A 21,668-nucleotide genomic window follows, 5' to 3' on the forward strand; every position below is an offset into this window, starting at 1 on the left:
AAAAGTCCCTCAGTAAATGAAGGACTTCAAAGGTCTTACTTTGATGATAACAATACTAAAATAAATAATAGTAACATCCAAACAGCACCAATAATTGCTGTTGCGCGTTGCATTACAGCTTCAAATCCACGTGCTTTTTGTTTGCCGAACAATTTATCTGCACCGCCCGTAAATGCACTTGCTGCACTGTTTTGTTTACTAGGCTGCATCATAACGGCAATAACCATCACTACTGAAAGGATGATCACAAGTGTTAAAATAAAATTATACATAGTCTAATTCTCCCTTATTCACAAAATACATCTATTATACTTTAGCATATTTCTTGAATAAATACCAGTTGTATTTAACAGCAGAAGAACAAAATACGATACATTGGGTCTATTTTTCTTATAATATTTTTATCAAGTTCTTAAAACATCGCCATATTCTGGCTTTCTATCGAACTCTTTTTTAGCAAATGGACAGAGTGGAATGATTTTTTTTCCTTCGCGACGGGCTTTTTCCACACCGCTATACACTAGTTTTTCGGCCAGCTTTTGTCCTCGGTAGGTTGGTTCCACAAAGGTATGATCAATGATCATCATTTTTTCTCCTGCATTTGACCAAGTCATTTCACCAATTTCTTGATTTTCATCATTTAATAATACAAAACGATCTTGTTCTTCTTTTATTTCCATAATTATTTTCCATCCTTTCGAATGTATTTTAAGGCTCCACTTGGACATGTGTTGATGACACGGATATCCTCTTCAACACTGCCATTATCAGTGATGATCCATGGACGGCGACCTACTTCAAAAACATCAGGATTACCGCGAACACAATTTCCAATATGAGCGCAAATGTCTTTACTATAATAAATATCTAGCTTTTCACCGGAATATTTACGATAGCCTTCTTCCAAAAGTAATTCTTCTGTTACATTTTTATCATTGATTTTACTTCCATCCATCTTATTGAATTCCTCCTCGGATCATAAAAAAACAATTATCTTCCTGTTCTTCAATAACTTGATTCTAACAATTTAAACATATCGTTGCAACTATCTGTTCTCTTAAAAAAACTTCAATCATTTTTAGCGCGTAAAGAAGATAAAATTGAAACAGTATCCACTACCTCTTGTAAAACGGCACCTAATAACGCTGGGATGATTCCTGTACTTGCGATTAACATCAAGACCGTACAAATCATAATACCAATCAACACAGATTGCTTGGCGATCTTCATCGTATCTTTAGAAATTTCCACAGCTTTACTGACTTTTTCCAAATCATCTTTTAAGATTACCACATCCGCCGTTTCACTGGCCGCTGTCGCACCATGTGCGCCCATGGCGATTCCTACATCAGCAATCGCCAAAGATGGTGCATCATTGACGCCGTCGCCTACCATGATCACTGGATGTTGAGAGTGAGGTAATTGTTTCAATACAGCAATTTTATCTTGCGGTAAACATTCCGCATGAACTTCGCTAATGCCAATTTTTTTTGCGATAGCAACAGCAATTGATTTCTGATCGCCTGTTATCATCAGCAAATGATCAATATGAAGTTTTTTCAACTGAATCATGGTTGCTTTGGCTTCTGGACGAATCCGGTCGGTAAAGGTGATGTAGCCTAGATATTGGTCATTTTCTGAGACATAAATAGCTGTTTGGTCAGTTTCTTTTTCAATTTTTTGCGCTGTAACATAGGTTGCTTTGCCAACACGAATTACATTTCCTGCAATCACCGCTTTAATTCCCATGCCTGTTATCTCATCTAAAGCAGAAACTCGTTTCAATTTTGTTTTAGAGGATATGGCCGATAGCAAAGAACGTGCTAATATGTGACTTGATTCTTGTTCTGCACTTGCTGCTAACAACAAGAGTTCCTCCGCCGTAATTCCACTTTCAGAAACGATTTTATCGACTGATACTGTCCCTTTCGTGATCGTTCCAGTCTTATCAAAGGCAACAGATTTTGTTTCGGACATCTGCTCAATAGTAGTCCCTGTTTTCACAATGATTCCATTTCTACTTGAACGATTCATGCCAGCAACTAACGCAATCGGAGCTGCTAAAATCAATGGACATGGTGAAGCTACAACTAAAACTTCTGCGAATCTGGTTGGATCCTTTGAAATAAACCAAGCAACTCCAGCAATTACATAAGCTGTAATTGTGAATGGCACTGCATAACGGTCAGCCATCCGCACAAAACGAGCGGGATTATCCTCTGATTCTTTGACAAGTTTCACAATGGTTTGATACTGACTATCTGCTGCAGTCTTTTTGGCTTTCATGGTCAATGAGCTATCACCATTGATTGAACCAGATAGTACAGAATCGCCTACTTTTTTATTTACAGGACGAGATTCTCCTGTCAAAGAAGATTCATCAACCGTCGAGATGCCATTCATGACATAACCGTCAACAGGAACTATTTCTCCTGGTTTTACAATTAGCTCATCGTCAACTTGAACTTTTTCAGCCAAAATATCTACTAGCGAACCATTAACCAACTGATGTGCCTTTTGTGGTGAGTGATCGAGTAAAGATTTTAATTCTTTGTTAGCACGTTTAGCGGCATAATCTTCTAGCGAATCGCCTCCAGTTAACATCACCAATATCATCAAACTCGCCCAATATTCTCTAACAGCTAATGTGGCGATGATTGCTGTGATCGCTAAAATATCTACACCATATCTGCCGGATTTCAACGTTTTTACCATTTCAATCAGCATTGACAGTGCCATTATAGATCCAGTCACGGCAATCAGGGCAAATGCCCATGTCGATTGTTCTAACACAAATTCAAATAGCAATGCGAAAACGCCAGTCATTATAGTAATGATCAGTTTTGTCAAATGTTTCATTTTTATCTACCCCTTTAAGGCTTTCCTTTTCTAACTTAAGACTACGCTTTGCGAAAGAAATAACAAAGTCAAAGGGCTTAAATGAAAATGATTGTCATTCTTTATTAGAAATATTTGTTAAAAAAGCCAGGACATTAATTCGTCCTGGCTTTTATCGTATTAAATCACTCGTTTAGTTTTTTTGTTTTTTCTATGCTCTTTTCTTTTTTCAACTTCATAGATCGCTCTTGTCATAAACAAAGAGATATAGTTAAAGATCGAGCGACTTCCCAGAATCAATGGCAAGTAGAAGAAAACATTTCTTGTAAATAAAGGTGTCAGCATAAAGAAGTCTCCGAAGAATAAGAAACAAGCAATAAAAGCGATTAAAAGCATACCGATCATTAATTGCTTTTTCAAATCTAATGGTCTAGCAGCTCTCAGTAATACTTGGAATCCTACACAACCTGTAAGCAGCACGCACATTGTCGACACCTCTTGATGTGATAGTTCAAACAAAATACCTGCCAATTGTAACACGAAAATATTGAAGACCACCGTCAAAGCTCCTGGCACTGAAATACGCAAGATATTTGTTAAAAAATGACCTTTTATTCGTTGATAATTAGGCTCTAATGCCAAAATAAAGGAAGGAATACCAACTGTTAGTGTATTGATCGGCGTTAATTGTAGTGGCGCAAATGGATAAGGCAAAAATAAAAAGATGAATGTGACCGCCAATATAGCTGAGTAAATTGTTTTTACCATGTACATCGACGCCACCCGTTCAATATTATTGATCACTCTTCGACCTTCATTCAAAACTTGGATCATCGAACTAAAGTCAGAATTAAGCAGCACAACATCGGATACCGCTCGAGCCGCATCGCTTCCGCTAGCCATTGCGACACTTACATCCGCTTCTCGTAGTGAAAGAATATCATTAACTCCGTCTCCTGTCATACAAGTTGTATGGCCATTTTGTTTTAAAGCTTGAATCAATTCTCTTTTTTGATAAGGAGTCACTCGACCAAAGACGGTTGTTTTTTCAACTAATTCTTTGAAATCAGCGTCTTCTGAAATTTTGCTCATATCGACAAAATTTTCTGCCCCAGCGATTCCCGCTTGTTTAGCTATTTGTGATACCGTAATAGGGTTATCACCCGAAATAACTTTTAAAGTGACATCTTGCTTTGCAAAATACGAAAATGTGTCCACAGCATTTTCACGAATCGTATCGGCAATAATGAAGATCGCAACCGTCTCTTTTTTTGTTGGCAACACAGGACTCGTTAATTCGTCAGAAAAATGAACTAAAATTAAGACGCGGTCTCCTTGTTCGTTATAAGGAGCCAACTTCTCTTTTAAGTCTTGCGGAACATCAGAATAGATGAATTCTGGTGCGCCCATTACAAATGAACCTTTTTCCTCAAACGTGACACCACTCCATTTCCGATCAGAAGAAAATGGAATCACTTCTTTGACTTTCCAATTAGATTGCGTTAATGGAAATCGAGTTCTTAAAACTTTAGCTGTTGCATTTTGATCAGATAGGCCTGCCATCATTTCACTCATCGCCCGCTCGATTTCACTAGCTGGAAAACCTGCTTGAGGAATCAATTCTTTAAACGTTAAACTACCATCTGTAATAGTTCCAGTCTTATCTAAACAAATTGTGTCGACACGAGCAAGTGTTTCAATACAAGATAAACGCTGAATCAACGTTTGTTTTCTGGCTAAATTCGCAGCACCTACAGCAAAGGCTACACTGGTCAACAGCATCAAGCCTTCTGGAATCATACTGATCAAGGCCCCTGAAACACCTAAAACAGTTTTCGGAAAGGACTGCGTTGATTGATATTGGGACCAAAATAATAGCAAACCAATTGGGACAATTGCAAAAGTCAGTCCTTTAATCAACAAATTAAGAGAATTCATCAATTCAGAAGTTGATGGCTTTTCAGTTTTTGCTTCTTTCGATAACTTAGAGACAAAGTTATCTTCCCCAACAGCTGTGATTTGAACAAAACCTAAACCTGAGGTAATAAAACTACCACTCATGATTTTGTCACCATTTTGCTTTGTGATTTTATCAGACTCACCCGTTAAAAGAGATTCATCAACCTCCATCCCTTCCGCTTGGAGCACAATACCATCAGAAGGAACTTGATTTCCTAAAGTTAGAACTAAAACATCGCCTAAAACAATTTCATCTTGAAAAATTTTTGTCACTTGATTTTCTCTGACTGCCATTACTTCATTTTTATTGACGATCGATAATTTATCGATTGTTTTCTTTGCATGAATTTCTTGAATCACACCAATTGCTGTATTGATGATAATGATCCAGAAGAATAAAGCATTTTTAGGATAACCTACAGCAAAAACAGCTGCCGCTAAAAACAAGTTGATGAAATTAAACAGTGTTAAAGAATTATCTAAAATAATCTGTTTTGTAGTTCTAGAAAGATCTTCCCCTTCCTTATTGTATTTTCCTTCAGCATACAGCTGTTGCACTTCTTGATTAGATAGTCCTTTTATAGTTGGTGGAATCCGAATATCATTATTATTTAGTGATTGTGGCTTTATTTCAGATGAAAGAAACTCCTCGCTATCAATATCTCTTTTTCGTTTTAACAATTTTCTCATACTTTCGTTCACCTTTTTCTTGCTAATATTACTTCAATTGTAGAGTATTTTAGCGTATTTTTCTGGCACCTGATTTAAGTTTACACTTTTTTTAACCATTTGAACAAAATGAAGGTGCTTTGATTAGTAATGGAATATAAAAAAAGAAAGGCTAAAATTCTAGTCTTTCCTTTTTATCATTTTTTGCTTGTCTGTGTTCGAGCAATGTCCATGCTACAGATTACAGTATAGTGAAAAATAGTTCGATCCACTCACTCCTTATTGGAGTGAGACATCGTGCGGTCAAGTATAAATGTCTGACTGCATGCATTTCAATGAAAAATTTGCTAATCATCCCTTTTTTCTCTATTATTTTGGTGCGGATCTCCCAATGTTTTCATGGTCACTTAGGGTCCGCACCTAGAATTATCTATTCATTCGCCTGCTAGCTTAAGAGCTTACTTCCAAAAAGTATCAAAAATCGAAATCGGCATATGACGCTTATGCTGAGTTTTTTTATACCAACCTTCTATCGTTTCTCGCGCTTTATCCGACACCGTTTTTCCTTCAACATAGTCATCAATATCATCATACGTCACACCAAGGGCTACTTCATCAGCCACTAAAGGTTTGTCATCTTCTAAGTCAGCAGTCGGTATCTTAGTATACAGTTCAGCTGGTGAACCTAATTCTTTCAGCAACGCTTTCCCTTGACGTTTATTTAAGCGGAATAGTGGTAAAATATCCGCTCCGCCGTCCCCATATTTTGTGTAAAAACCAGTAATATTTTCTGCTGCATGATCCGTTCCGATTACAGCACCGGATTTTTCTCCAGCAATTGCATATTGAACGATCATTCTTTGGCGAGCTTTCATATTCCCTTTATTAAAATCTGTGATTGAAACCTCTGATTCTTCCAAGGAGCTAACACAAGCATCAATCGCTGGTTTGATATTTACTCGCAAAGAATTATCTGGTTGAATAAACTCTAACGCTTTTTTAGCATCCGCTTCATCTGCCTGCTCACCATAAGGTAAACGAACAGCTACAAATTGATAGGCTTCATCTTGTGTTTCTCTTCGCATTTCTTCCATTGTTAATTGAGCTAATCGTCCAGCTAAGGTAGAATCTTGCCCTCCACTGATTCCTAGTACAAAGGTCTTTAAAAAAGGGTATTTATATAAATAACTTTTCATGAATTCAATGCTTTTTCGAATCTCTTCTTGCGGATCTATTTGTGGCTTTACACCTAATTCTTCAATAATTGCCTTTTGCAATGACGCCATAAAAATCCCTCCTATTATTTACCTTGACTTAACGCTTTTACATCTACTCGAACTTTTTCCAGTAAACGCATTTTATGGTTCCAGCACTCAGTTGATAAATCTACTGGATATTTTTGAGGATTTAGGTCCCGTTTGTATTCTTCCCAAAGTGAATCAAGATTTTCTTTTGCGTAACTTTTGATTTCTTCCAGAGTAGGCATTTCGTAGACACGTTTACCAGCAACAAAAATATCTTGTAAAACTGCTCTTGCTTCGAAATCTCTAACGGTTTTATTGATGAAGGTATGCACTGGATGGAACATATAGATTTCCTCTTGCTCACGAGGATCTTCATCCCATAAAGTTACATAATCCCCTTCAGATTTTTTATCTGATTTACGTGTGATGCGCCACACCTGTTTTTTGCCAGGTGTTGTGACTTTTTCAGCATTGCTAGAAAGTTTGATCGTATCTTCCATTTGTCCATTTTCGTCTTCGATCGAAACAAGTTTAAATACCGCACCCAATGCTGGTTGATCATAGGCTGTAATCAATTTTGTACCAACGCCCCAAACATCAATTTTAGCTTTTTGCATTTTTAAACTTAATATCGTATTTTCGTCTAGATCATTTGAGGCGTAGATTTTTGCCTCTGTATATCCTGCTTCATCTAGTTGTTCACGAACTCTTTTTGAAATATAGGCCATATCACCACTATCAAGACGAACACCAAGAAAGTTGATCTTATCTCCCATTTCATTCGCGACACGAATAGCACTCGGTACCCCTGATTTCAAGGTATCATAGGTATCCACTAAAAAGACGCATTCTTTATGCGTTTTAGCATAAGCTGTAAAGGCATCGTAATCATTGCCATATGACTGCACTAATGAATGAGCATGTGTGCCGCTCACTGGGATACCAAAAACCTTTCCTGCACGTACATTACTGGTAGCATCCGCTCCACCAATATAAGCCGCACGAGTCCCCCAAACAGCTGCATCTAATTCTTGTGCACGACGCGTACCAAATTCCATCAACGGATCTTCTCCGATTACTGATTTGATACGAGCGGCTTTTGTTGCAATCAGCGTTTGAAAATTGACCATATTCAGTAAAGCAGTTTCAATCAACTGACATTGTGCTAAAGGACCCTCTACTTGAATCAATGGTTCATTATTAAAGACTAAATCCCCTTCTAATGCAGAGCGAACCGTGCATTTAAATTCAAATTCTTTGAGATAAGTTAAAAAGTCCTCAGGATACGCTTCAACCTCTCTAAGATAAGCAATATCTGTCTCCGTAAAAGTTAGATTCTCTAAATAGTCCACTAGTCGTTCTAAACCAGCAAAAATGGCATAGCCATGATTAAACGGCATCTCACGAAAATAACATTCAAAGACTGAATGCAAATCAGCTCTACCTAATTGCCAGTAGGTTTGCATCATGTTAATTTGATATAAATCCGTATGTAATGTTAATCCGTCATCATCGTAAACTTTTGTCATCTCAGTGTACCACCTTTTATTTTTCTAGAATTTTAATTTCTATTATACCAAAAAACTATTTTTTTAACTAAAAACTACTTTTAATATGTTTTCTTATTAAAAATAAAAAACTTGCTGAAAAAGTAATTCAACACGACTACTGCCACTTGAGTCGCCATTTTTGACCAAAAATCCGAAATGTTTAAAACTTCTATCATTAAAATCATCAATGCCATATCGATAACAAAAGACAAAATACGATACCAGTAAAAAAGCAGTATTTCCCTAACAAAAGAACCTAGATCATCATGCTTACTGCCAAAGACAAAATACTTGTTTGTAAAAAAGGCGAATAATACAGATAAAAACCAACTGATTGCATTACTGATTTTATAATCGATTCCTAACATGTCTTTACAAATAAAAAACACCACAAAGTTGACAATTGTCGTTGCCACGCCAAACACTATATAAGAAATCACTTCCTTATATTTATAAATCAATTCTTTCAACACATACGCTCCCTTTCATTGCTCTTTTTATTTTATCAAAGATAGAAGAGAAATCCTACTGCTTTTCAATTTCCGTATCATCAACTATAGCGATTAAGTTTATTTCACATAGATATTTTTATAGTAGAAAACAGCTAGCTGGGTTCGATCTCTTAATGCTAACTTTTCTAATAAACTACTGATATAATTTCTGATAGTTCCCTCACTTAAATATATTTTTTCAGCGATTTCTTTATTGTTCAACCCTTCTGCAATTAACGAGAGGATCGATAAATCTTTTTCATTCAAATTAAGTTCTTCTAAACAACCATTTTTTTCAGTTTTTAATAATTGTGGCAATCGATCCATGATTGTATGCCCAAAAACGGATTGTCCATTTTTAACTGCTTTGATTGATGGCACAATAGCTTCTAAGTCCTGTTTTAACAAATATCCTTTCACACCGATTCTAAGAGCTTCGACGATATATTCATCGTCTGAAAACGTCGTTAACAGTAAAATAGAAGCTTGTTCTTCTTTTGCTAATATCTCTGTAGCAGCCTCGATTCCAGTTGACTCACCCATCCGAATATCCATCAATAAAATATCTGGATGCAGTGTTTCATACAATTCAACCGCTTGTGTCGCATTGTTTCCTATCCCTATTACACTAATTTCATCACTCGCTTCAACAATTGTTTTGAGTGAAGTGGTCACTAATAAATCATCATCTACAATCAATAATCGAATCATTTCTTAAACCCCTTATTTTGGCAAGACCGCTAGTACTGAAAAGCCAATTTCTTTTCGACGATAGCTTAATCTTCCTCCTAATTTTTTAATTCTTTCTTGCATACCAATCAAACCGATCCCTATTTCATTTGGATTTTTACTTTGATTCTGAGTGCCATTATCCTCTATTGTTAATTTATAAAAACCTGGATGATCTTGAAATTCAATGACTACTTTGTCCGCATTACTATGTTTCATTACATTAGCCAGTGATTCTTTGATTAGCATTAAACAGGCCAATTTATATTCTTTGCTGATACGTTCAGAGAAGGCCCCAATTAATTGTACCTCGCAAAAAGTAAAGTTTTGCACTATATTTTGACATGCTAATGCCAAGCTCAGTGACTCATCATGTAAATCATGAACACTTTCTCGAATACTATTCATTCCTTCAGTGATTGTTTTTTGAAGCTGATCTAATGGTTGTTTTAGCTTGTCTTCTTGGTTGATTGCTTTAAGCGCTCCTGTCTGCAATAATGCGCTTGAAAGTAAGTGCCCTACATTATCATGGATATCTCGAGCAATTCTATTTCGTTCATTTGAAAGCTCCAAATCAATCTTTATTTCTTGTTGTTTGATCAAGTCAGAATTTTGTGCTTCAAATGAAAAATTATTTTCGTAGTTCTCTTCTTCTAATAAAATATAATTATTTCGTAGCGTATACTCTTTCGTAGTAAGAACAGCCAAATATCCAGCTAGCCCGCATAAAAGTAAAAGATACATCTTTAAACTACTTGAGTACTCATTGCTATATAGCAGAAAAGCTACAATCAAGCCACTATTTAAAAGAGATACTTTTTTTCCCTCTTCCAACATTCCATCATAAAAAAGAATCGGAATAAAATACGCATATTCTAACCACCAAGCTGCACTAATCATCAAGGTCAAAAGACCGAAAAAAGAAAATTTTGGTTTTTTAATGACCCAAAGAAAAATATCTAGCATCATCGTGACTAAAATAAAAAGGACCATTTCAGTTTGATACGTTTGATTGATCAGGATGATTGTACATAAACCTAACAAAAAAACTTTATCCACTATATTGCGCATTTTAAATTTATCCATCATTCTCTCCAAATTCGTTTATTGTATGACAAATGTCACATCGATATAGGAAAATATTCACTTATATCTTTATATAGTATAGGTTATAGTTCTATTATAAAGAAAAAAAGGAGAATTTCATATGATAATCGAAATAAATGATCTTGTAAAAAGGTATGGAAAATTAACCGCCCTAAATCACTTTAACCTAAAAGTAAAGCAAGGAGATATATTAGGCCTGCTTGGTCCTAATGGTTGCGGGAAATCAACCGCAATCAACTGTATACTTTCATTGCTATCTTACGACAAAGGTGACATCAAACTCTTTGGAGAAAAGATGTCTCCAACTCGATACGATATCAAAAAAAGAATCGGCATCGTCCCACAAGAAGTGGCTGTTTTTGACGAGTTGACTGTAATTGAGAATATCGATTATTATTGTGGACTATATATTACCGATAAAAAAACTAGAAAACAGTATATTACAGAAGTTATTGCACTAGTTGGTCTGGAAGATTTTATCACCTTTCTCCCTTCAAAATTAAGTGGTGGCTTAAAACGCAGGCTGAATATTGCCTGTGGCATCGTGCATAAACCTGAACTTATTTTTTTGGATGAACCCACAGTAGCAGTCGATCCTCAAAGCCGAAATAAAATTTTAGACAGTATCAAAGAACTGAACCGTCAGGGTGCCACAATCGTCTATACAACCCACTATATGGAAGAAGTCGAACAATTATGCAATAACATCGTAATCGTCGAAAAAGGACAAGTGATAGCAGAAGGCACTAAAGAACAGTTAAAAAGTATGATCAAGGTCAACGAAAAAATTGTGATCGAAATCCCTGATTTTCCTACAGCGGTAAAAGAAAAATTATTACAGCTTCCAGGTATTATCGAGATTACGTATGACAACGTTTTTGCAACCTTGAATACAGAAGAAAATAAAGCAGTGTTTGCTCAAGTACTGCACTTACTAGAAGAAAATCAAATTTCATTTGGTAACTTTTATACCCAACAACCAACCCTTAATGACGTCTTTTTAGAAATAACTGGCAGAGAATTAAGAGATTAGAAAGGAGCCCTCCTATGTTTTGGCATTTATATCATTATCGTTTAAAGATTCAAGCAAAAAATAAAGTGCTACTATTTTGGTCACTCATCTTCCCGCTACTCTTAGGCCTTTTTTTTACTGCGGCATTTAGTAACTTAGATACATTGAATACAGTGAAAAAAATCCCTGTTGGAATTGTCATTAGTGATAATAACGATTCTCAAAATACGGAATTTTTTATCAAAACAGTCGAAGAAATCAAATCGAATGATCAAAAAATGTTTGCGTCAGTCGTATTATCAAAAGAAACAGCTGCTCAGCACTTACTTGATGAAAAAATAGCTGGTTACTATACTTTGTCAGCTGAAAATCTCTCGCTGACAATCAATAAACAATCAATTCAACAAAATGTTTTGAACTCATTTATGAATCAATTTATTCAAAGTAAATCAATATTGAGAACCTTAGAAAAAGAAAACCCTGCGCTCTTAGCTTCATCAATTACAGAAAAAATAGGTCAAACCAATAATTATATTTCAGTAAAAAATGCAACAGCTTCAAAAGGAAGCCAAAAAAGCTTCTTCTTCTTTACCTTGATTGGCATGAGTTGTATGTTCGGTATGTTCTGGGGGATCGTTACCGCCAATGATGAGCAAGCTAACCAATCTGCTAATGGCATTCGCATTAGTATGACTCCAAAAAACAAACTGTTTATTGTCCTAACTAACTTAGCTTCTTCCTTTACCATATTTGTCACTGAATTGTTTTTTATCCTAGGATTCAGTCATTTCGTTTACGGAGTAGATTTTGGTGACCGCTGGCTTTTGATTTTACTGACTTGTTCGCTAACAGCTGTTACCGCCATCTCATTAGGTGTTTTGTTAGGTAATCTTTTAAAAGTGCCACTCAATCAAAAAATTTCACTTGCAGTAACTTTTCAAATGACCTGTAGCTTTTTAGCTGGTATGATGTCTCCAGATATCAAACTTTTAGTCAATCAACATCTTCCTTGGTTAAATGCTATTAACCCAGTAAACCTTGTTAGTGAGGCGTTATATAAGCTTTATTATTATCAAAATATCGACAGCTTCTACAATAATATTCTCAACCTAAGCATACTGACAGCAGTCTTTATCACACTTAGTGTTATTTATGAAAGGAGAGTGCAATATGTCAGTCTTTAAAGCTACGTTTAGTATTATGAAAAAGAACTTAGGTACTCTGGTTCTTGCATTGGCGATCAGTTTAGGGATATCATTTGCTTATTCAAGTTCTTTTTCAACAGATTCTAAGGAAACTGAACTTGCTAAAATGAATGTTGTCATTTTCAATAAAGATCAAGGTAGTATAGCGAAACAATTAGAAAACTACCTAAATGAAACGATGAATGTCGTCTCATTAAAAGATACGCAAGAAACGATCGATGACGCTTTATTTTTTGGAAAAGTTGATTATGTCCTGACAATTCCAAAAACATTCTCTCACTCGCTCAACCAAGGCCAATTATCAGATTTGATGATTCAAGTTAAACCAGATAACTTCAGTCAGGTTTATGTAGATTCAGTCATTAATAATTACCTATCAACATATCAATTTTATCAAGAAACCTTTCCTGAAAAATCTGAGACAGACCTTATAAAATTGACTACAAAAAACGTTAAAACTGCTGGAAAAATCAACTTTGACTCTTCTTTTAATCAATTGAAAAAGAATCGGGCTTCAAGTAAAGTGTTTGGTGTACTAGCCTATACGATGTTTATGACTATTTTTAGTGCGATTACGCTAGTAAGTTTAGCCTTCAACCGAAAAGAGATCAAGCAGCGAAACAACTGCTCTCCTTTTTCAAAACGAAAGTTTTCACGGCAACAGTTTCTTGTACAATTTGGATTTTGTTTGATCATCTGGGTACTATTTGTCAGTCTCGTACTGTTTGTTACAAAGAGTAGTTTTGATTATTACACCTTTTACTTTATTTTGAATACGCTCCTATTATTTATCTTAGCGGTCTCTTTCAGTAACCTCATTGGCGGAATCATTGGCAATCCAGATATGGTTTCTGGGATCAATAACGTATTTATTTTAGGGAGTGCTTTTGTCAGTGGCATATTTGTGCCTGCTGAGATTTTACCGGATATCGTAACGAAAATAGCTTCTTTTACCCCAAGTTATTGGTATATGAGGAACTGTACTTTGATTGGAAATACTAGCCAATTCAATAATGATTTTCGTACAAGCTTTCTATTCAATTCGCTTATTCTGATTATTTTTGCCTTCATCTTTTTCCTACTAGCAATGATAACAAGAAAAGAGCAACTTAATTTGAAGCTTGCTTTGAAAAAAACAACTACTGAAAATTAAAAATGACTCCTTGTAGAGCGCTGTGTGTTAAGCTTTCTACAGGGAGTCTTTTTTATGATGGATCAACCGTCTTCTGGATGACAATGATATCTTTTCTAGGAGCACTAAAAGTATAGCCTTTTTTCTGCATTTCATTTTTAATACCAATATGAACAGTCACCGCTTCTCTATTCGTATTCAGCAGTTTTTTGATGACATAATCCACTTCATTTTTAGTAATTTTCTTTTTGGTATTGATCATGATGATATCGATTTTATCAAATGCATCGGCATAGACAATCTGAGTTCGATCTAATGCATACAATTTAAAAAATTTAATCGCTTTGGACCCAAAAACAAATTTTGTGATGTTAGGATAAAAATACTCCAAATCTAAATTCTTCTTGATTGGTGTTTCAATTAGTTTCATTTGCTCACTTCCTTTTTTATCTTGATCACTTTACATAAAATTTTACTCTTTCATGCGTACTTTGTAAATCTAAAATTATGTATCGTTTAAAAAAACTTGACCTTCACGTTAAGTAAAGGTTTATGCTAGATTCATACAGGAGGGAAACAGATGGAATACACAATAAAAAAAATAGCTGAACTATCTGGAATCAGCACTCGCACGTTGCGTTATTATGATGAGATCGATCTACTAAAACCAGCTCGTATCAATTCTTCTGGTTATCGTATCTACGGCAAAAAAGAAGTCGATAAGCTGCAGCAGATTCTTTTTTACCGATCGTTAGAGATGAAACTAGAAGAGATTCAAAAAATACTGGCCGCACCCGACTATGATCCTAAACACGCACTACAGGTTCATCATCAGCAATTATTGGATAAGCGTCGACAACTCGATCATCTGATCCTGACTGTAGAAAAAACACTACGTTATCAAAAAGGAGAAATAAGCATGACTGACAACGAAAAATTTGTAGGTTTCAAGCAAGAAAAACTACAAGAAAATGAACAAACCCATGGGAAGGAAATCCGAGAGAAGTATGGTGAAAATACAGTGACAGCGTCTAATCAAAAATGGTTAAATTTAAGCGAAGATGATTTCATTGGTATGGAAATAGCTGAAAAAGAACTTATTATTGCTTTAAAAATCGTGATGGAAACGAAAAATTATGGCTCTCAAGAAGCGGAGGCTGTTTTCTTGAAACATAAAGAATGGCTGAATTATACATCACCAAGCTATTCGCCTGAAATGCATCGAGGTCTAGGTCAGATGTATGTGGAAGACGAACGGTTCGCGACTTATTATAATGAACGAGCAGGCGCACAAGCTGCAGAAACCTTAAATAAAATCATTCAGCACTTTGTGAAATAGCCCCTTGGGTTTGTCTTGTAAAAGCAAAAAAAGTGTTTGGGACTCCCAAGCACTTTTTTTGCTTTATCTTGATCAATCAAACTCACTATTCCATCTACCTATAAGCTACTCAATTAGGATATCGCTATCAAGGTGTTCCAGAAAAATAAACGAGAATTCCTATTATCGCTAAAACAATAAACATTGTGATTGCAGATTTGATTCTTCTTTTATTTCGTTTCATTATGAAATTAGTATTCTTTAGCATTTCCTTCTTATAGTTATCTGAGTGCTTGATTTGTGTAATATCATAATAAAAAAAATGTAATGGCTGTTCCAACATTTTTTCATCGAATTCCAATTCATCAGTAAACCCAACTAATAATGTATATTGTCTAATTTTCGATGGAAAATTTCTGGCATTTTTCTTTTTTAGTTTAACAAACGACTCTTGACCGTTCAGAAAGTAATATGCCTGATCATCTTCCTGAATTTCGATTGCTTCTATTTTGTGAAATTCTGTTGGTAATTGTGCTTTGATCTGTTGAAAATATGTTTCAAAAGTGTCCGTACGTAAAAAACGCAGTAAATAAAAGGCTAAGCCCGCCTCGATAAAAAATAATACAACCAACAACCATCGAACAATCGATTCAGATAAAACAAGACCCGTTGATGTCACTAGCATCACCGCAAGCAGAATGAAAAAATACTTTTGATAATTTTTCATATATAGCTGTTTAATCCCTGATTGATAATACTCTAAATCATGTTCAATATTCTCTTTTGTTTCTTTCATTACTACTCCCCCAAGTATAAATCTATTTACTAATTAGTTTGCACCCTTTTATTTTATTACAAAAAAGTTGACTCGTCATTATTTAATAGAACAGACTGTTTTACTTAATGATTTCATTAAAAATAAATTGCCCAACACCACCGTCTAAACAGTCTCCAACAACATGCTGACATTGTTGTTTAACGATTTCTTTAGCATTTCCAACAGCCACTGGGACGTCAACAACGTCTAACATGGCTAGATCATTTTCACCATCGCCTATGCCGTAACTTCGCGCATTCGGGTAATTTGTCATAAATTCTTTGATTGCATTCCCTTTGCTACTTTTTGTATCCACAACTTCCAAACATTGAGTAAATGAAGAAAAAACATCGACTGATTCACCACGTAACAACTCACGTAATTTTTCATGTTCTTGATCACTAGCTTCCATCAATTCAATTTTCATCACTTTCAGTTCTGGGTGTTCCATTAAATGATGAAGCGGATCTTCTACATGTTGACATTGTTCTTTAAAAAAGGCTTCTTTAAAATCCATGATCTGTTTTCCAGTTTCTCCCATAGATTCAAGCTTTTCTCTTAGCGCTAAGATATTCGTTGTGTAGTTTTCAACATCTTTTAAAATAATTCCTTCATTTGTATGAATATGATAAAAAATGTTTCGTGCTTCTAAAATAGTTAGTACCTGCTCACATACACTTAATGGTAAACAGTGATTATATTCAACAGGCTCACCGACCAACTTGCGACCACCACCGTTACTAAAGATAACATCACATTCGCTGTCTAATTCAACCATCAATTCTGACAACTGTGCATACCCTCTTCCACTGATAAAAACAAAATGATCTCCCTGTCTTTGTAGGGCATAAATTGCATCATAATTGATTTGTGGTACTTCACCACCGAGATCCTGAAATGTTCCGTCTATATCACAAAAAACAACATTCATCTGTTAAACTCCTTTTTCTTATCGGCCTATTTCTTTTGATTATTCTGTAATAGGAGGCCTTTTTATTTCAACTATATGAGTATATCATAATTTATCTTTCATTTTTTTAAATTTATGGATCCTCACCTTCAAAAATGCATTGGTAAATTGTTTGCTGCCTAAAGTGCGCCTGTACAAGTAACGAATCAAAATCAGTTACTTGTACAGGCGCACTTCGTTACGTATTCATAAAATTCTTTGTTTTATAATGGTTTAAGCACTGCTTATTATAATTTCCCTAGCAAACATACTACCATTTTGTTAACGTGAGGTTGGTACAGAAAGAGTTGTTTTGATTCGTTTATTCTGTATAGTCAACGATTGTTGCATAAATTTCCTTTAATTCCTTATTGCTGTCAAACCCACCTAATAATTCTTGTGACACTTTTTTCTTCTCCACAGCTTCTTTATCATTACTGTAAATAACAGCTTTTGCCGCAATTGGACGCTTATCGATTTCCTGATAATCTGTTTTAAAATTTTTAATGGCACGTTTGGTTTTTTCTTCTGAAAGATCAATCATTGCGGCACTTTTAGCTAATAACTCATCAAAATTATCTTTAGGATAAGTCACTTTTTCGCCATAAGTCGTCATAGAAAAGCTTTGAGCATTTAAACGAACTTCTTGTTGCTCTTTATTATAGGTATATTTTAAGTCAACTAATGCAAAAACTCTTAGTTCTTCCCCTTCATTCAAGGGAAAGTAGGCGCGTATTTTCAGCTCATCGCCAGTAGCATACATTGTATATTCTGGTTCGCCAGTTTGCATCCCTTCAGTGGCAACCTCTTCTTTCAGTAACACTTTCACTTGCGACATAAGTTTTGGACTGTTCACTTTGAATTTATTTTCTAATAAATCTGTCGCTTCTTTTTCCGTTATTTTAGGATAATCAAAAGTTCCAAAAGGCTTTTCTCTTTTATTGTGCCATAATAATTGTTGATGTTCGACCTCGGTTTCGGTTGTCTGTTTTTTTGCGAAGCAACCGCTGATACTTAGAAAACAAACAATTGTTACAAACAGAAGAACGGTTTTCTTCATTATTCTTCCCCCGCTTTCTCGCTGGCACTGAGTACCGCAATAGGGACATCATCGGCCGTTTTAAACGTCTCTTTATTCGGTATCAATAAAACATCACTGTCATCTTTCAACTCGTATAAAGAAACACCTTCAAGTGAATTACCAGCAGGAATTTCTTTCGTTTTTTGCTCGATCAATTTGGGAATATCTAAAATCGAATTATCATTTGCTAGTTTTCCTTCCACTAACTGTTTTCCGTTTTGTGTTGCTTGAATCAGTGAATCCCATTTATCTGCTTTTATTGCTTGATCTTTTGTTTTATTCACGACTGTATATCTAAGTGCTAAGAGTTTCTGCCCAGTCTCCCCAGTCACATTCATCACACCTGTCAGGGTTAAAGAAAAATCATCATTTTGAAAAACAATTTCATCTTCTGTTTCAGACTCAGCACCATTATCTTTTTTTTCTTTAACAGAACGAGCTGAGTCATCGATGATTTCTGCTCGTTTTTCATAATTGCCATCTTTTGCTGAATAATAATTCAATTGCACCATTCCGTGCGCCGTTTCAATATAATACAAATGCAACCAAGATTCACGTTTATCGAATGTTGTATCTAAGGTATACTTATAGCCTTTATATTTGCCAACGTTAAATTCTTTCATAAAAATATCTGCTTCATCTTTGTAATTATATTGCTTTTTCAACTCTTTTCTAATTCGATTGCCAAAATCTGTTAAATCCATCGATTCTTTTCTTTCAGCCATCACAACTAAGGTTGAATTACTTTTTGTATCTTTTGCACCAAAAATTGCTTCATTACTGTATGTTACTTTGTAGTCTAACGATTTTTCCCACGTACTTGGTAATTGAAAGGTATACTCGATTCCTTTGCCCTCGAATGATTCCTTTTTTTTCGATAATTTTGCAGAACAACCACTAATAAAAATCAGTAGCACTAGAATTAAATACAGCTTTTTTTTATGCATCATATGCTCCTTTTCTTTTTAAAAGATACTCTTTGCACTGTTACGTTTTCCTATCCTCTTTCGTTAACCACCAGTTGAAAAATATAAAAAGAATGAGACAACTAATCAATAAACTAAACCCTATTTTAAAACCCTGAGGCAAAAAAACAAATTTGATCGTATGTGCTCCTTTAGGTACAGGTAAAGCTAAAAACGCATCTTTAAATGTTGGGATCTCAACTTTTTTGCCATCAATATACGCACTCCAGCCTTTATCATAAGGAATCGTTGTCAACACGACTTGCTCTTTAGCTAAATTTACATTGGCTTCCGCCGTTCTACCCTTCGTTTCAAAAGAGACCCCTTGCTTTTGAATCGTTCGAATCGAGTCTTCAAATACCTCAACATTCATAAACATAGCGGTCGGTTTAACTAAATGAACGACACCTTCACCAGTAAAACTAACTTCTACTTCGATTTTTTCGGCCTTTTCATAATACCCTAAATTATAATACTGCCCATTTTCTTCAAGACCTGAGCGCTGTTCAATTCCGTTTACCTTCGTGATTGCTTCAACCTCCATTCCTCTGCCATACAAACTTAGATAGGCTTGTGAATGTGCGGGAACATCAATTGAGTAGGTCAGTTTTCGTAATTTATTTGGAACTGTTTTTGAGTAGAAGAGGACGGAGCCTTGATCTTCGATTTGAACATTTTCCTCTTTGATCATTTCAGCTTCTGAGAAATAAAATAATGGTTCTTTTTGATTAGACAAATAGGCAATCAGCTCTGATTGATTTTTCACGGCATCTTTCTTGTAAATTCCTTGATCTGTTAAAATTCCTAAAGGAAGCGCCAAACGATTTTCATATAATTTATGTTTACCTGCAGTCTCTTTGAGCTCATATCCATATTTTTTTGGATCATTTTCAGAAATATTATATTTTATCCCCAACAAAGCATCCATTACTAACGTATTATTTGCGTATTGTATCGTTAAATTCGTACCATTAGATCGAAAACCTAATTCATTTAAATACATAGAAGAATGACGATTTCGAATAGATGAAAACATTGATACCCCGCTATAACCATAAAGAAAACTTTCATTTCTAGAAATACTGTTCAAATTTGCCAAACGATATAAGGTACTATTTTCTTCCTTGGTCGTTGCCACTAATTGTTGGACATCTTGATAGTCACGATCAAATGCAACTCGATCAGGATAATGCCATTCAGCGTTAATTCCTGTTACCATTCGCTGTGTGTTAAACGTTATTTCACCCAGAAAAACGAGAAATAATAACACCCACCAGATGGTCATTTTTTGCTGCCATTTATGACTGACTAACCAAATTGAAAGATAAACTAATAGTAAAATCACCGTAGTAGCAATCGTTGTTTTATCTAAAAAATCATATCTTTTACGATTAGCCAAAAAAATAATCGCAAGATATAACAAAATCAGCCCAAGAACAATATTGACCAGTCGATTGGTATCTTCCCTCGTTACTTTTTCCAAACCAAAGCCTGCTAATAATAAGCCTAAAAAGGAAAAAAGAAAGCTAAAGCGAAATAAAAACATATTTGGCGAATGAAAACCATGCCAAAATAAATTCAGCGGTTCAATATAGACACTTGCAATCAATAATAGAAACAAACTGCCATAAATAAGTTTATTCTTCAAGGGAAATTTAGGGCTCACAAAGTAAAAGAGACAAAAAATCAAGCCTAATAGACCAAAATAAAGAAATGGCGAGCTGCCAAATTTGCTTGTATCATAAACTCCCACCATTGTTTTCGCCGGAAGATCCCAAATATCAGTTCCTTTTGTAAAAAAATCCTGTATCTTAGTTAGACTTTCTCCGTTATTTTTTAAATCCAATAGCGTAGGTAAAATAGTCACCATTGAGGCACCACCTGCTAACAGTGAAGTGGTTAAATAGGGCAGCAGACTTTTTTTATACTTGGCTGGATCAATTAAAAAGCGACAAATAACGTAGAGAAATGAAAATACTCCGATCATAAAAGCCATATAAAAATTAGATAAAAATAATAACAAATAGCTAATAAATAAAACAGCAGGTCTTTTTTTGTCCATCAAACGATGAATACCTAAAATCACTAATGGCAGATAGATCAACCCATCTAGCCACATTTGTTGAGGTGAATACGCAACAGCAAATCCGCTTAATGCATAACTAATACTTAGCATCAGTTTGACCCATTGAGGCACTTTGAACGTTTGATCACTCATGATCCAAAAGGTCCCGCCGATCGCACCGAATTTTAGTAAGATAATTAGATAAAGTGCATCTGGCACTTGACTATTATCAAAAAAATAAATCAACGGACTAAAAATACCATTTAAGTAGTAAGCCATAAATGACCAATAATTTAATCCTAAAGAACCATGCCATGAATAAAAGAAGCTTTGTTTTCCATGAAGCGTATTATTTAAACTCGCAAAAAAATTAGACGTTTGCGACAAAGCATCACTGGCTAAAATAGTTTTTTCACTTCCCGGATAAATACCTAGAAGTGCATAGACAAAACACATGATTCCTATAGGCAAAAAAATGCTCAATAAAAAAGCCCAGCCTTTTTGTTTCATCCAATTCATTCTTCTCATATAGTCGTT

General features: G+C 35.1%; 20 protein-coding genes. 4 read left to right on the plus strand and 16 right to left on the minus strand.

The features are described 5' to 3' along the window. Positions 1 to 35 precede the first annotated feature (35 nt). From secG to IGJ55_RS11040, 10 genes are all read right to left on the minus strand, one after another. Entirely contained in the window at positions 36 to 272 is a 237-nt protein-coding gene (gene secG / locus IGJ55_RS10995) for a preprotein translocase subunit SecG (protein ID WP_010765524.1), read from the minus strand. Positions 273 to 404: 132 nt separating this feature from the next. Continuing rightward, positions 405 to 680: a GNAT family N-acetyltransferase gene (locus IGJ55_RS11000; RefSeq protein WP_069639811.1), complete on the minus strand. Its 276-nt coding sequence runs from the start codon at positions 678 to 680 to the stop codon at positions 405 to 407. 2 nt (positions 681 to 682) lie between these two features. Then, positions 683 to 955, minus strand: coding sequence for a (4Fe-4S)-binding protein (locus IGJ55_RS11005; protein WP_069639810.1), 273 nt, complete (start codon positions 953 to 955; stop codon positions 683 to 685). A 113-nt stretch (positions 956 to 1,068) separates the two neighbouring features. After that, the gene (locus tag IGJ55_RS11010; protein ID WP_430606485.1) at positions 1,069 to 2,859 is read right to left on the minus strand and encodes a heavy metal translocating P-type ATPase; all 1,791 of its coding nucleotides are present in this window, start codon (positions 2,857 to 2,859) and stop codon (positions 1,069 to 1,071) included. A 159-nt stretch (positions 2,860 to 3,018) separates the two neighbouring features. Next, positions 3,019 to 5,487, minus strand: a complete 2,469-nt coding sequence (locus IGJ55_RS11015) for an HAD-IC family P-type ATPase (protein WP_430606486.1) — start codon at positions 5,485 to 5,487, stop codon at positions 3,019 to 3,021. 437 nt (positions 5,488 to 5,924) lie between these two features. Continuing rightward, positions 5,925 to 6,752 carry an ammonia-dependent NAD(+) synthetase gene (gene nadE, locus IGJ55_RS11020; protein WP_069639807.1) on the minus strand — a complete coding sequence of 276 codons (828 nt, stop codon included), beginning with the start codon at positions 6,750 to 6,752 and terminating at the stop codon, positions 5,925 to 5,927. Positions 6,753 to 6,766: 14 nt separating this feature from the next. After that, complete coding sequence (locus IGJ55_RS11025) at positions 6,767 to 8,239, minus strand: nicotinate phosphoribosyltransferase (protein WP_069639806.1); 1,473 nt, start codon at positions 8,237 to 8,239, stop codon at positions 6,767 to 6,769. A gap of 80 nt (positions 8,240 to 8,319) precedes the next feature. Then, positions 8,320 to 8,730, minus strand: coding sequence for a GtrA family protein (locus IGJ55_RS11030; RefSeq protein ID WP_207121230.1), 411 nt, complete (start codon positions 8,728 to 8,730; stop codon positions 8,320 to 8,322). Positions 8,731 to 8,829: 99 nt separating this feature from the next. After that, a complete protein-coding gene (locus tag IGJ55_RS11035; protein ID WP_430606487.1) occupies positions 8,830 to 9,462 on the minus strand; it encodes a response regulator in 633 nt (210 codons plus the stop codon). A gap of 12 nt (positions 9,463 to 9,474) precedes the next feature. Further along, on the minus strand, positions 9,475 to 10,566 hold the full coding sequence (locus IGJ55_RS11040; protein ID WP_207121231.1) for a sensor histidine kinase: 1,092 nt from the start codon (positions 10,564 to 10,566) through the stop codon (positions 9,475 to 9,477). A 121-nt stretch (positions 10,567 to 10,687) separates the two neighbouring features. Between IGJ55_RS11040 and IGJ55_RS11045 the strand changes: the two genes are divergently transcribed. The 3 genes from IGJ55_RS11045 to IGJ55_RS11055 are packed head-to-tail and all read left to right on the plus strand — an operon-like array spanning position 10,688 to position 13,957. Further along, entirely contained in the window at positions 10,688 to 11,620 is a 933-nt protein-coding gene (locus IGJ55_RS11045) for an ABC transporter ATP-binding protein (RefSeq protein WP_069639803.1), read from the plus strand. Between the two features lie 14 nt (positions 11,621 to 11,634). Continuing rightward, positions 11,635 to 12,783, plus strand: a complete 1,149-nt coding sequence (locus IGJ55_RS11050) for an ABC transporter permease (protein WP_429949223.1) — start codon at positions 11,635 to 11,637, stop codon at positions 12,781 to 12,783. Continuing rightward, positions 12,770 to 13,957, plus strand: coding sequence for an ABC transporter permease (locus IGJ55_RS11055; RefSeq protein WP_430606489.1), 1,188 nt, complete (start codon positions 12,770 to 12,772; stop codon positions 13,955 to 13,957). The genes IGJ55_RS11050 and IGJ55_RS11055 overlap by 14 nt, the downstream gene beginning before the upstream one ends. 52 nt (positions 13,958 to 14,009) lie before the next feature. On the opposite strand, the gene IGJ55_RS11060 is transcribed toward IGJ55_RS11055, so the two are convergent. After that, positions 14,010 to 14,366: a DUF1827 family protein gene (locus IGJ55_RS11060; protein ID WP_429949220.1), complete on the minus strand. Its 357-nt coding sequence runs from the start codon at positions 14,364 to 14,366 to the stop codon at positions 14,010 to 14,012. 150 nt (positions 14,367 to 14,516) lie between these two features. Between IGJ55_RS11060 and IGJ55_RS11065 the strand changes: the two genes are divergently transcribed. Then, positions 14,517 to 15,275 carry a MerR family transcriptional regulator gene (locus IGJ55_RS11065; protein WP_429949218.1) on the plus strand — a complete coding sequence of 253 codons (759 nt, stop codon included), beginning with the start codon at positions 14,517 to 14,519 and terminating at the stop codon, positions 15,273 to 15,275. 127 nt (positions 15,276 to 15,402) lie between these two features. Here IGJ55_RS11065 and IGJ55_RS11070 read toward each other — a convergent pair whose 3' ends face one another. From IGJ55_RS11070 to IGJ55_RS11090, 5 genes are all read right to left on the minus strand, one after another. Further along, a complete protein-coding gene (locus IGJ55_RS11070; RefSeq protein ID WP_207121235.1) occupies positions 15,403 to 16,050 on the minus strand; it encodes a hypothetical protein in 648 nt (215 codons plus the stop codon). Between the two features lie 100 nt (positions 16,051 to 16,150). Then, the gene (locus tag IGJ55_RS11075) at positions 16,151 to 17,002 is read right to left on the minus strand and encodes an HAD family hydrolase (protein ID WP_207121236.1); all 852 of its coding nucleotides are present in this window, start codon (positions 17,000 to 17,002) and stop codon (positions 16,151 to 16,153) included. 340 nt (positions 17,003 to 17,342) lie between these two features. Further along, positions 17,343 to 18,080 carry a hypothetical protein gene (locus tag IGJ55_RS11080; RefSeq protein WP_069639797.1) on the minus strand — a complete coding sequence of 246 codons (738 nt, stop codon included), beginning with the start codon at positions 18,078 to 18,080 and terminating at the stop codon, positions 17,343 to 17,345. Next, positions 18,080 to 19,048, minus strand: coding sequence for a DUF5067 domain-containing protein (locus IGJ55_RS11085; protein ID WP_207121237.1), 969 nt, complete (start codon positions 19,046 to 19,048; stop codon positions 18,080 to 18,082). The genes IGJ55_RS11080 and IGJ55_RS11085 overlap by 1 nt, the downstream gene beginning before the upstream one ends. Positions 19,049 to 19,088: 40 nt before the next feature. Beyond that, entirely contained in the window at positions 19,089 to 21,659 is a 2,571-nt protein-coding gene (locus IGJ55_RS11090) for a YfhO family protein (protein ID WP_069639795.1), read from the minus strand. Positions 21,660 to 21,668 lie beyond the last annotated feature (9 nt).

It is taken from the genome of Enterococcus sp. AZ170 (assembly GCF_050545135.1).
Lineage (GTDB): Bacteria > Bacillota > Bacilli > Lactobacillales > Enterococcaceae > Enterococcus_L > Enterococcus_L ureilyticus.

Excerpts from the sequence above, each read along its gene's own strand:
- IGJ55_RS11085 (WP_207121237.1), bottom strand. The coding sequence starts at position 19,048 with ATGCATAAAAAAAAGCTGTATTTAATTCTAGTGCTACTGATTTTTATT.
- IGJ55_RS11005 (WP_069639810.1), bottom strand. The coding sequence starts at position 955 with ATGGATGGAAGTAAAATCAATGATAAAAATGTAACAGAAGAATTACTT.
- IGJ55_RS11035 (WP_430606487.1), bottom strand. The coding sequence starts at position 9,462 with ATGATTCGATTATTGATTGTAGATGATGATTTATTAGTGACCACTTCA.
- IGJ55_RS11060 (WP_429949220.1), bottom strand. The coding sequence starts at position 14,366 with ATGAAACTAATTGAAACACCAATCAAGAAGAATTTAGATTTGGAGTAT.
- IGJ55_RS11010 (WP_430606485.1), bottom strand. The coding sequence starts at position 2,859 with ATGAAACATTTGACAAAACTGATCATTACTATAATGACTGGCGTTTTC.
- IGJ55_RS11055 (WP_430606489.1), top strand. The coding sequence starts at position 12,770 with ATGTCAGTCTTTAAAGCTACGTTTAGTATTATGAAAAAGAACTTAGGT.
- IGJ55_RS11000 (WP_069639811.1), bottom strand. The coding sequence starts at position 680 with ATGGAAATAAAAGAAGAACAAGATCGTTTTGTATTATTAAATGATGAA.
- IGJ55_RS11050 (WP_429949223.1), top strand. The coding sequence starts at position 11,635 with ATGTTTTGGCATTTATATCATTATCGTTTAAAGATTCAAGCAAAAAAT.
- secG (WP_010765524.1), bottom strand. The coding sequence starts at position 272 with ATGTATAATTTTATTTTAACACTTGTGATCATCCTTTCAGTAGTGATG.
- IGJ55_RS11025 (WP_069639806.1), bottom strand. The coding sequence starts at position 8,239 with ATGACAAAAGTTTACGATGATGACGGATTAACATTACATACGGATTTA.
- IGJ55_RS11015 (WP_430606486.1), bottom strand. The coding sequence starts at position 5,487 with ATGAGAAAATTGTTAAAACGAAAAAGAGATATTGATAGCGAGGAGTTT.
- IGJ55_RS11065 (WP_429949218.1), top strand. The coding sequence starts at position 14,517 with ATGGAATACACAATAAAAAAAATAGCTGAACTATCTGGAATCAGCACT.
- IGJ55_RS11080 (WP_069639797.1), bottom strand. The coding sequence starts at position 18,080 with ATGAAGAAAACCGTTCTTCTGTTTGTAACAATTGTTTGTTTTCTAAGT.
- IGJ55_RS11045 (WP_069639803.1), top strand. The coding sequence starts at position 10,688 with ATGATAATCGAAATAAATGATCTTGTAAAAAGGTATGGAAAATTAACC.
- IGJ55_RS11090 (WP_069639795.1), bottom strand. The coding sequence starts at position 21,659 with ATGAGAAGAATGAATTGGATGAAACAAAAAGGCTGGGCTTTTTTATTG.
- IGJ55_RS11040 (WP_207121231.1), bottom strand. The coding sequence starts at position 10,566 with ATGGATAAATTTAAAATGCGCAATATAGTGGATAAAGTTTTTTTGTTA.
- IGJ55_RS11070 (WP_207121235.1), bottom strand. The coding sequence starts at position 16,050 with ATGAAAGAAACAAAAGAGAATATTGAACATGATTTAGAGTATTATCAA.
- IGJ55_RS11075 (WP_207121236.1), bottom strand. The coding sequence starts at position 17,002 with ATGAATGTTGTTTTTTGTGATATAGACGGAACATTTCAGGATCTCGGT.
- nadE (WP_069639807.1), bottom strand. The coding sequence starts at position 6,752 with ATGGCGTCATTGCAAAAGGCAATTATTGAAGAATTAGGTGTAAAGCCA.